Annotated in this window: 2 protein-coding genes and 2 pseudogenes; all 4 read right to left on the bottom strand. The window is 41.2% G+C overall.

The window, feature by feature from the left end; genetic code table 11:
- Positions 1 to 2 precede the first annotated feature (2 nt).
- Positions 3 to 1,250 (bottom strand): accessory Sec system protein translocase subunit SecY2, encoded by a 1,248-nt coding sequence (secY2, locus tag A6J77_RS06465; RefSeq protein ID WP_083069225.1) that lies wholly within the window; start codon positions 1,248 to 1,250, stop codon positions 3 to 5.
- A gap of 298 nt (positions 1,251 to 1,548) precedes the next feature.
- Positions 1,549 to 2,220 (bottom strand): annotated as a pseudogene (locus A6J77_RS09565) (transposase).
- A gap of 199 nt (positions 2,221 to 2,419) precedes the next feature.
- Positions 2,420 to 2,815, bottom strand: coding sequence for a transposase family protein (locus tag A6J77_RS06450; RefSeq protein WP_193756646.1), 396 nt, complete (start codon positions 2,813 to 2,815; stop codon positions 2,420 to 2,422).
- 254 nt (positions 2,816 to 3,069) lie between these two features.
- A pseudogene (locus tag A6J77_RS09560) lies at positions 3,070 to 10,173 on the bottom strand (LPXTG cell wall anchor domain-containing protein); the annotation flags it as partial.
- Positions 10,174 to 11,518 lie beyond the last annotated feature (1,345 nt).

Below are 11,518 nucleotides of genomic sequence, written 5' to 3'. Positions count from 1 at the left end.
TTCTACAAGATTGACGCATATTGCTCTCTTATATACACAGTTTGAATCTCTTGAATAATTGTAACCACTATTGATACTAAAATAACAACATTAGCAACCAAGGTACTTACTTCACTTAACGAAGGTTCTAATAATCCAATAATCCAAGGTACGGTCGTTGCTATAGTCAGCCAAGTTGCGCCGACAAACGCCATTCTACCCACCTTTTTTGTTAGATAATCGTAAGTAGGTTTTCCACTAGGTACATTAGCAATATAATCTCCAGATTTTTGAAAATTCTCAGCTAGATCTCTAGGACTAATATTGACGAAAGCAAAACCTATACCTAATCCAAAGATCAAACAAGCATAAGTAATTACACCCAATGGATCACTCATCTGTAGGTGTAAAATTAAATATTGTAATACTTTATTATTGGGAATGATAAGCGTGAGAGCTTGAAATAAATATTGCGGTAAGCTCATTACTGTCAAGGCATACATAATGGGCAATCCCCCAGCAGGATTAAGCTTTATAGGTAAATAAGAGTCATTTGCAAACTGACCGCTAAGTGTTATACGGTGTAAAGGAACGCGTTGTTCAGACAATTCAACAAGTATTGAGGTAATAAATATAAAAACTATCCAACAACCCAAAAATAGTAGAAACCGTAGTTGCACTTCAGAAAACATTGTACTATCTATATAAAATAGTTCTTTTATAAAATCAACCCATTTAAGAATAATACCCGCTAAAATAATAATTGTTGTATTACCGAATCCAAATAATGCATTTTTATTACCTAGCCATATAAGAAAAAAAGTACCTGAAACTGAAAATAAACAAGTAACCATTAAGACTAACCAATAATTATTTAAAAAACTTATTTGTTGATTAAATTGCACATTTGATAAAATACCAAGACTTTGAATAATAGCAATAATCAGTGTAAGTATATTTTTCCATCTATCTACTATCCTACTTGGCATTTTACGCTCGTCAATGAAATCACCTAGAGTGATAAAACGCCATAAAATCATCATAGACATGTATGGACCAATACCTAAAAGAAAAATAGAAAGATTGGCTATATCTCCTCCTGTAGCCATACTAATTGTTTCAAAAAATTGAGAATTATTTACTGACTGTTCTACATCTACTAAAGGTAATGGAATATTCCTTCCTATAATAAAGATGGTTAAAATGATTAAAGTAAAAGTTATTCGAGTACTTAGCATACTTTGATTGATTGTGTGTCTTTTATTATTCATTAAAAACTTCCTCTATAGAATATTTGCTCACCCTTTACTTTCTTTAATTATTAAAAAGAAAATAACTCATTGTATATTTTACAGGAAATTATTCGAAATCGAATGTCATTTTCTCGTTTGAAATACTTTGAAATGAAATCACCTTTATTATTTTACTCAAGTAATTTATATTGGCTCTTCGTCAAATAGGACTGATGATAACTTTTCCAAGTAATCATTTGATTGCTTGGTTTTTTATTTATCATTTATTTCCATTATTCATTGTGCTTAATATTTACTTTCTATATCCAAGCAGCCCTTAGGCTGCTTGCGCAATAGGTAGTTCATTTAAGTAGAGCTTGTTTGTCAGTAATATTCTTGTTCTAAAGTTTTGAAAGTTTCGATAGCCGTAAGCAATACGTTTGAGTACTTTAATTTTATTGTTTAGACCTCCAATACGTCCGTTCGTTAAATCCTTATATTTGAAAGTATTGCCAATAAAGCGCTGTAGTTTTATAAACGTGCGTAATACTCGTTTAAGTCCATTAGGGATTATAGATAGCTTCGCATGTGCAAGCTGGGTTAGAAATCCTTCAGAATCGTTCTCCTGACGTGCTTCCCGTAAGTTGTGTACAATGTTATAGGATGCTTTCAACATCGGATTCTTATCTAATAAATATTCGACAATACCACCGGTATTTGTGAGCCAAGCAAATAGCTTGAAGGATTGATAATGCCATGTCTCTAGGCTTTCTCATGGTATCAATAATAGCCGCCAGTAGTTCTTATATTTATTGTAAAGTCTATGATTTGGATTTCTGAACTCGTTCATCACGGCTACACTCAATTTATTTAATTCTCGATTGAAGGCTTGCACTAAGTGGAAACGATCAATAATAATTTTTGCATTAGGAAAAAGCTCTTGAACAACGTCCATATATGGCGTATACATGTCCATCATCACAATTTTAATACGTTGTCTTGTCTTCATGGATAAGCAAGGAAATAATCACGTAAATGTACTTTTCTTCGATCACTGAATATATCTACAATCTGTGAGCTTATGTCATCGATAAAAATAAAGCTCATATTTTCTTCGGTATTCTTCACGCCTTTGAATTCATCAAAAGCAATATGTTCAGGCAACGGATCAAATATGCTAGGTTTAAGCTTATCACCAACGCCGTCAATCACGCGCTGTACAGTATGATCGGAAATACTGCATGTTTTAGTGTCAATGATTTTGTTGCTAAGTCCATAACCATGCGCTTTACACGCTTTGAAATGAAGCAGTTTTCACCCACAATATTTGATTTTTCCGTAAAATAACTTGCGCATACTTTGCAGTAATAACGTTGTTTCCGTAGTAATAGATAAGCAGGAAGGCCAGAAACTTTTGTCAGTGTAATTCTTGATGTTTTAGCGCCATTTTTAACGACATTATGCCCTTCTTTTACACAGCCGCAGGCTGGACAATACTGAGGATTTACATCTAACTTGCCGAAATAGATCAGTGACTTTATATTCTTAACTGTCACTTCTTCAATTTTATCTTCGAAGATTATATTTTCATCTTTCAATTGCAACGTTCGGGAATCTCCTATTCTATGGTTGTGGTTAACTTTATGATAATGGAGATTCCTCTTTTTTTGTAAAAAAATGTAGAACCAATGACTTTTTTTGAAGTCATCAGTCCTATTTGACAAAGAGCCAAAATGATAATTCATCACAGTAAAAAAGTGCTAGAGACTATCTTTAAATATTCTCTAGCACTTTTAATATACTCAAGCAGTTTTTATCATTTTCAATATTTGAAACTAAAAAACTTCACGGTAATAATTTATTTTTCATCTTTTTTCTTTTTAGTAAATAAACCACCCAATCCGAGTGCTGTTAATAATGCACCAATATTTGAAAAACTATTAAACATTGATCCAGTATTCGGTAACATTCCACTCGTATCAAGTAAGTCATCAGCTTCATTTTCTGCACGATGGATTTCAGATTCAATCGCTTCTTCAAGTGATTCGGATGCACTCATTGAAGTTAATTCAGACGTAGACAATGATTCTGAAGGGGCTTCAGAAATTGACTCAGACTCACTCACTGATGTGCTTGTCGATGGCAACTCAGACGCACTTACTGATGCAGATTCAGATGCACTTACTGATGTTGACTCAGATGCAGATTCAGATGCGCTTACTGATGCTGACTCAGATGCGCTTGTTGATGCTGATTCAGATGCGCTTGTTGATGCTGACTCAGATGCGCTTACTGATGCTGAAGCACTTACTGATGCAGATTCATACGCAGACTCAGATGCACTTACTGATGCTGACTCAGATGCGCTTGTTGATGCTGAAGCACTTACTGATGCAGATTCAGACGCAGACTCAGATGCACTTACTGATCCTGACTCAGATGCGCTTGTTGATGCTGATTCAGATGCGCTTACTGATGCTGACTCAGATGCGCTTGTTGATGCTGACTCAGATGCGCTTACTGATGCTGAAGCACTTACTGATGCAGATTCAGATGCTGACTCAGATGCGCTTACTGATGCTGATTCAGACGAACTTGTTGATGCTGAAGCTGAATCTGAAGCACTTACTGATGCTGATTCAGATGCGCTTGTTGATGCTGACTCAGATGCAGACTCAGATGCACTTGTTGATGCTGATTCAGACGCTGACTCAGATGCACTTACTGATGCTGACTCAGACGCACTTGTTGATGCTGAAGCTGAATCTGAAGCACTTACTGAAGCAGATTCAGATGAGCTTACTGACGCTGACTCAGATGCACTTACTGATCCTGACTCAGACGCGCTTGTTGATGCTGATTCAGATGCAGATTCAGATGCACTTACTGACGCTGACTCAGATGCACTTACTGACGCTGACTCAGATGCACTTACTGATCCTGACTCAGACGCACTTGTTGATGCTGACTCAGATGCGCTTACTGATGCTGATTCAGACGCACTTGTTGATGCTGAAGCTGAATCTGAAGCACTTACTGAAGCAGATTCAGATGAGCTTACTGACGCTGACTCAGATGCACTTACTGATCCTGACTCAGACGCGCTTGTTGATGCTGATTCAGATGCAGATTCAGATGCACTTACTGACGCTGACTCAGATGCGCTTGTTGATGCTGACTCAGATGCGCTTACTGATGCTGATTCAGATGCACTTACTGATGCTGACTCAGACGCACTTGTTGATGCTGAAGCTGAATCTGAAGCACTTACTGAAGCAGATTCAGATGAGCTTACTGACGCTGACTCAGATGCACTTACTGATGCTGACTCAGATGCACTTACTGATCCTGACTCAGACGCACTTGTTGATGCTGAAGCTGAATCTGAAGCACTTACTGATCCTGACTCAGATGCACTTACTGACGCTGACTCAGATGCACTTACTGATGCTGACTCAGACGCACTTGTTGATGCTGAAGCTGAATCTGAAGCACTTACTGATCCTGACTCAGATGCACTTACTGACGCTGACTCAGATGCACTTGTTGATGCTGACTCAGATGCGCTTGTTGATGCTGACTCAGATGCACTTGTTGATGCTGATTCAGATGCACTTACTGATGCTGATTCAGACGCTGACTCAGATGCACTTACTGATGCTGACTCAGACGCACTTGTTGATGCTGAAGCTGAATCTGAAGCACTTACTGATCCTGACTCAGATGCACTTACTGACGCTGACTCAGATGCACTTGTTGATGCTGACTCAGATGCGCTTGTTGATGCTGACTCAGATGCACTTGTTGATGCTGATTCAGATGCACTTACTGATGCTGATTCAGACGCTGACTCAGATGCACTTGTTGATGCTGAAGCTGAATCTGAAGCACTTACTGATGTTGATTCAGATGCGCTTGTTGATGCTGACTCAGATGCACTTGTTGATGCTGATTCAGATGCAGATTCAGATGCACTTGTTGATGCTGACTCAGATGCACTTACTGATGCTGACTCAGACGCACTTGTTGATGCTGAAGCTGAATCTGAAGCACTTACTGAAGCAGATTCAGATGCGCTTACTGATGCTGACTCAGATGCACTTACTGATGCTGATTCAGATACACTTGTTGATGCTGACTCAGATGCAGATTCAGATGAGCTTGCTGACGCTGACTCAGATGCACTTGTTGATGCTGATTCAGACGCTGACTCAGATGCACTTACTGATGCTGACTCAGACGCACTTGTTGATGCTGAAGCTGAATCTGAAGCACTTACTGAAGCAGATTCAGATGAGCTTACTGACGCTGACTCAGATGCACTTACTGATCCTGACTCAGACGCACTTACTGATGCTGACTCAGACGCACTTACTGATGCTGACTCAGACGCACTTGTTGATGCTGAAGCTGAATCTGAAGCACTTACTGAAGCAGATTCAGATACACTTGTTGATGCTGACTCTGATGCAGATTCAGATGAGCTTGCTGACGCTGACTCAGATGCGCTTGTTGATGCTGACTCAGATGCACTTACTGATGCTGACTCAGACGCACTTGTTGATGCTGAAGCTGAATCTGAAGCACTTACTGAAGCAGATTCAGATGCGCTTACTGATGCTGACTCAGATGCACTTACTGATGCTGATTCAGATACACTTGTTGATGCTGACTCAGATGCAGATTCAGATGAGCTTGCTGACGCTGACTCAGATGCACTTACTGATCCTGACTCAGATGCACTTACTGACGCTGACTCAGATGCACTTGTTGATGCTGACTCAGATGCACTTGTTGATGCTGATTCAGATGCACTTACTGATGCTGACTCAGACGCACTTGTTGATGCTGACTCAGACGCACTTGTTGATGCTGAAGCTGAATCTGAAGCACTTACTGAAGCAGATTCAGATGAGCTTACTGACGCTGACTCAGATGCACTTACTGATCCTGACTCAGACGCAGACTCAGATGCACTTACTGATGCTGACTCAGATGCACTTACTGATCCTGACTCAGACGCAGACTCAGATGCACTTACTGATGCTGACTCAGACGCACTTGTTGATGCTGAAGCTGAATCTGAAGCACTTACTGAAGCAGATTCAGATGCACTTACTGATGCTGATTCAGATGCGCTTACTGATGCTGAAGCTGAATCTGAAGCACTTACTGAAGCAGATTCAGATACACTTGTTGATGCTGACTCAGACGCACTTGTTGATGCTGAAGCTGAATCTGAAGCACTTACTGAAGCAGATTCAGATGAGCTTACTGACGCTGACTCAGATGCACTTACTGATGCTGACTCAGACGCACTTGTTGATGCTGAAGCTGAATCTGAAGCACTTACTGAAGCAGATTCAGATGAGCTTACTGACGCTGACTCAGATGCACTTACTGATGCTGACTCAGACGCACTTGTTGATGCTGAAGCTGAATCTGAAGCACTTACTGAAGCAGATTCAGATGAGCTTACTGACGCTGACTCAGATGCACTTACTGATCCTGACTCAGACGCGCTTGTTGATGCTGATTCAGATGCAGATTCAGATGCACTTACTGACGCTGACTCAGATGCACTTACTGACGCTGACTCAGATGCACTTACTGATCCTGACTCAGACGCACTTGTTGATGCTGACTCAGATGCGCTTACTGATGCTGATTCAGACGCACTTGTTGATGCTGAAGCTGAATCTGAAGCACTTACTGAAGCAGATTCAGATGAGCTTACTGACGCTGACTCAGATGCACTTACTGATCCTGACTCAGACGCGCTTGTTGATGCTGATTCAGATGCAGATTCAGATGCACTTACTGACGCTGACTCAGATGCGCTTGTTGATGCTGACTCAGATGCGCTTACTGATGCTGATTCAGATGCACTTACTGATGCTGACTCAGACGCACTTGTTGATGCTGAAGCTGAATCTGAAGCACTTACTGAAGCAGATTCAGATGAGCTTACTGATGCTGATTCAGACGCTGACTCAGATGCACTTACTGATGCTGACTCAGACGCACTTGTTGATGCTGACTCAGATGCGCTTACTGATGCTGATTCAGACGCACTTGTTGATGCTGATTCAGATGCACTTACTGATGCTGACTCAGACGCACTTGTTGATGCTGAAGCTGAATCTGAAGCACTTACTGATCCTGACTCAGATGCACTTACTGACGCTGACTCAGATGCACTTGTTGATGCTGACTCAGATGCGCTTGTTGATGCTGACTCAGATGCACTTGTTGATGCTGATTCAGATGAGCTTACTGACGCTGACTCAGATGCACTTACTGATCCTGACTCAGACGCAGACTCAGATGCACTTACTGATGCTGACTCAGATGCACTTACTGATGCTGACTCAGACGCACTTGTTGATGCTGAAGCTGAATCTGAAGCACTTACTGAAGCAGATTCAGATGCACTTACTGATGCTGACTCAGATGCAGATTCAGATGCACTTACTGATGCTGATTCAGATGCGCTTACTGATGCTGAAGCTGAATCTGAAGCACTTACTGAAGCAGATTCAGATACACTTGTTGATGCTGACTCAGACGCACTTGTTGATGCTGAAGCTGAATCTGAAGCACTTACTGAAGCAGATTCAGATGAGCTTACTGACGCTGACTCAGATGCACTTACTGATGCTGACTCAGACGCACTTGTTGATGCTGAAGCTGAATCTGAAGCACTTACTGAAGCAGATTCAGATGAGCTTACTGACGCTGACTCAGATGCACTTACTGATGCTGACTCAGACGCACTTGTTGATGCTGAAGCTGAATCTGAAGCACTTACTGAAGCAGATTCAGATGAGCTTACTGACGCTGACTCAGATGCACTTACTGATCCTGACTCAGACGCGCTTGTTGATGCTGATTCAGATGCAGATTCAGATGCACTTACTGACGCTGACTCAGATGCACTTACTGACGCTGACTCAGATGCACTTACTGATCCTGACTCAGACGCACTTGTTGATGCTGACTCAGATGCGCTTACTGATGCTGATTCAGATGCACTTACTGATGCTGATTCAGACGCTGACTCAGATGCACTTACTGATGCTGACTCAGACGCGCTTGTTGATGCTGATTCAGATGCAGATTCAGATGCACTTACTGACGCTGACTCAGATGCGCTTGTTGATGCTGACTCAGATGCGCTTACTGATGCTGATTCAGATGCACTTACTGATGCTGACTCAGACGCACTTGTTGATGCTGAAGCTGAATCTGAAGCACTTACTGAAGCAGATTCAGATGAGCTTACTGATGCTGATTCAGACGCTGACTCAGATGCACTTACTGATGCTGACTCAGACGCACTTGTTGATGCTGACTCAGATGCGCTTACTGATGCTGATTCAGACGCACTTGTTGATGCTGATTCAGATGCACTTACTGATGCTGATTCAGACGCTGACTCAGATGCACTTACTGATGCTGACTCAGACGCACTTGTTGATGCTGACTCAGATGCGCTTACTGATGCTGATTCAGACGCACTTGTTGATGCTGAAGCTGAATCTGAAGCACTTACTGAAGCAGATTCAGATGCGCTTACTGACGCTGACTCAGATGCACTTACTGATGCTGATTCAGACGCACTTGTTGATGCTGAAGCTGAATCTGAAGCACTTACTGATGCAGATTCAGACGCAGACTCAGATGCACTTACTGATCCTGACTCAGATGCGCTTGTTGATGCTGAAGCTGAATCTGAAGCACTTACTGATGTTGATTCAGATGCGCTTGTTGATGCTGACTCAGATGCACTTGTTGATGCTGATTCAGATGCAGATTCAGATGCACTTGTTGATGCTGATTCAGATGCGCTTACTGATGCTGACTCAGATGCGCTTGTTGATGCTGATTCAGATGCGCTTGTTGATGCTGACTCAGATGCGCTTGTTGATGCTGAAGCACTTACTGATGCAGATTCAGACGCAGACTCAGATGCACTTACTGATCCTGACTCAGATGCGCTTGTTGATGCTGACTCAGATGCACTTGTTGATGCTGACTCAGATGCGCTTGTTGATGCTGAAGCTGAATCTGAAGCACTTACTGATGTTGATTCAGATGCGCTTGTTGATGCTGACTCAGATGCACTTGTTGATGCTGATTCAGATGCAGATTCAGATGCACTTGTTGATGCTGATTCAGATGCACTTGTTGATGCTGACTCAGATGCACTTACTGACGCTGACTCAGATGCGCTTGTTGATGCTGAAGCACTTACTGATGCAGATTCAGACGCAGACTCAGATGCACTTACTGATCCTGACTCAGATGCGCTTGTTGATGCTGATTCAGATGCGCTTACTGATGCTGACTCAGATGCGCTTGTTGATGCTGACTCAGATGCGCTTACTGATCCTGACTCAGATGCAGATTCAGATGCACTTACTGACGCTGACTCAGAAGCACTTACTGATGCTGATTCAGACGCAGACTCAGATGCACTTACTGATGCTGACTCAGATGCGCTTACTGATGCTGAAGCTGAATCTGAAGCACTTACTGATGCTGATTCAGACGCACTTGTTGATGCTGATTCAGATGCACTTACTGATCCTGACTCAGACGCGCTTGTTGATGCTGATTCAGATGCGCTTGTTGATGCTGACTCAGATGCACTTACTGATGCTGATTCAGACGCTGACTCAGATGCACTTACTGATCCTGACTCAGATGCACTTACTGATGCTGACTCAGACGCACTTGTTGATGCTGACTCAGATGCGCTTACTGATGCTGATCCAGACGCACTTGTTGATGCTGAAGCTGAATCTGAAGCACTTACTGATGCTGATTCAGATGCACTTACTGATCCTGACTCAGACGCACTTGTTGATGCCGAAGCACTTACTGATGCAGATTCAGACGCACTTGTTGATGATGATTCAGATGCACTTACTGATGCTGATTCAGATGCTGACTCAGAATTTGGATTTCTATCTGGTTGTGCATTTTTAATGTAATGCGTGCTCCGAGCACCATTTGGTGCAGGCTCCTGTCCAATTCCAAAGTTATACAATTGCCCTTTTGTAATACCCAATTCTGTCAACGTAGCTGTCTTCGTAACTTTTCCATAGTTCATTGTTAAAACGTTGCTAGCAGAATCGAAAGATATAGTTACAGTATTCCATCCCTGTCCCCTAAATCCACTAAAAGAATTTGTAGCGTAGTCAAAAATTGTTCCGGAATTTTTAGCGCCAATCATACTAGTTGTTCCCGATGCATCATTTTTAACAGCGACTGCATATCCTCTTTTAGAAGCATCACCTTTTAAGGTTGTAGCATTTGAATCAATATTTGACATAGGAGACCTATTAGTGTCTAATTTGAACCCAGAAACACCTGGCATCCCTTTGTCTCCTATGATACCTCCATTTTGTATAATGCCTTCAGGATCCCCTTGGTAAAACATAAATTGCCATCCACCAGGAGCTTGAGTTGTCCCTATATCTGCATTTGCAATATCAAAAGAAATATCAAAATCTGATGTAAAATCATACTTTGATGGCGCTTGTAGTAGTCCTGGATTAACGCCATCTATATGTAGTCCTGGATAACCTTCACTATAATTTCTTATAATTTCCCAATTTCCATATCTTAGAAAATCTTCAACGTTAGTATAACTCCGATTCGTATTGCTAGTGTCTGTAACAAGAGCTGCAAGTGTAGAAAGGCGAGATATAAAACTATCATTGGTTGTAGCCATCATGGTCTGGATATTACTTAAATCTCCACTACCTAATTCTGTAACCATAACTTCTTCAATAGCCTTATCTAATTGACGCAACTCTTCTTTAGAGTAGTTCAAATCCTTTATGACAACAACATTATCTTCTTTATAGTTATCAGTGTTTGCTATTACTTTCTCTATTATCTTATCTACGTTGCCTTGATTAATGTCACCAGAATTAATAATTTCATTAAATTCTTCATCAGACATGATTTGATCTTTCACATTTTGGGCTTTTTGACTTTCTATGTCGTCATTAATTTGCCCAGAATGTTCATCACTCACTCCGTCTAATTCTAAATCATTTTGAGTTATAGCACCATCTTGTACTGTTAGATCATTTTCGGTACTTTCACTATTAACTCTCTCTAATTCACTTTCATTTTTACTGTTACTCAGTTCACTATTACTTACATCATTAGCTACGTCTCCTAATAAGTTATCATCCGATGATTCACTTTCAATTGCTGAAGTACTTGCACTAATTGATTCACTTTCACTTACTGAAGTTCTTGTACTAATTGATTCACTTTCACTTACT

Origin of the sequence: Aerococcus viridans (assembly GCF_002083135.2) — a bacterium.
GTDB classification, from domain to species: domain Bacteria; phylum Bacillota; class Bacilli; order Lactobacillales; family Aerococcaceae; genus Aerococcus; species Aerococcus viridans_C.
This window is presented reverse-complemented; position numbering and strand designations above follow the sequence as displayed.

Coding starts and splice junctions, on each gene's coding strand:
- secY2 (WP_083069225.1), bottom strand. CDS start 1,250: ATGAATAATAAAAGACACACAATCAATCAAAGTATGCTAAGTACTCGA.